Raw genomic sequence first — 481 nt, 5'->3', positions numbered from 1 at the left:
ACATCAACACCGCCGCACACCGCTTCCCACAAACCAGCCGCTGACTCAATACCACCAGCAAACCGACACGCCATCCCCACCACCGCCACCGGCTCTAACGCGCGCGCCCGGAGTTGCCTCAAATCTTCATTCTCAATAAGAGCAGCACGCAGGGCGTCCGTTAATTTGTCGAGTTGACTTTGCATAGGATTCTTTCTATTTCCTCTTTAGAAACTATTTTCTCGAGTTTCTCAACGCAATAGCGATTAGGGCGTCAGCATCCATGCTGGCGATGCGTGATTTATTCTGTTGATGATCAGCGTCGCTGTTGCGATAATCGTTCGACGCGAGTTTCTTTAGAAGTTCTAAGATGTCGGCCTCTTCTAGTCGATTGACCGGAATCGACGTAATTAGTTCTTGGATCTGTTGGACGTAGTCATGAGGTGCGGAAGCCTGCGTAGCCGTGCCGAGTTGACTGGCGAGGTGGCGGGCTAACGCGATG

General features: G+C 52.0%; 2 protein-coding genes. Both read right to left on the bottom strand.

Translation table 11 applies throughout. The features are described 5' to 3' along the window. Positions 1-185: polyketide synthase docking domain-containing protein (locus tag F0Q45_RS28850; RefSeq protein ID WP_223163963.1), on the bottom strand; the 185-nt coding region annotated here is incomplete at its 3' end. A 28-nt stretch (positions 186-213) separates the two neighbouring features. Continuing rightward, the coding region (locus F0Q45_RS28845) for a hypothetical protein (protein WP_223163962.1) at positions 214-481 on the bottom strand (268 nt) is incomplete at its 5' end.

The sequence above is a fragment of the Mycobacterium simiae genome (assembly GCF_008370645.1).
GTDB classification, from domain to species: Bacteria; Actinomycetota; Actinomycetes; order Mycobacteriales; family Mycobacteriaceae; genus Mycobacterium; species Mycobacterium simiae_A.
Note: the sequence above shows the minus strand (reverse complement) of the source record. Positions and strands in the feature narration are given on the sequence as shown.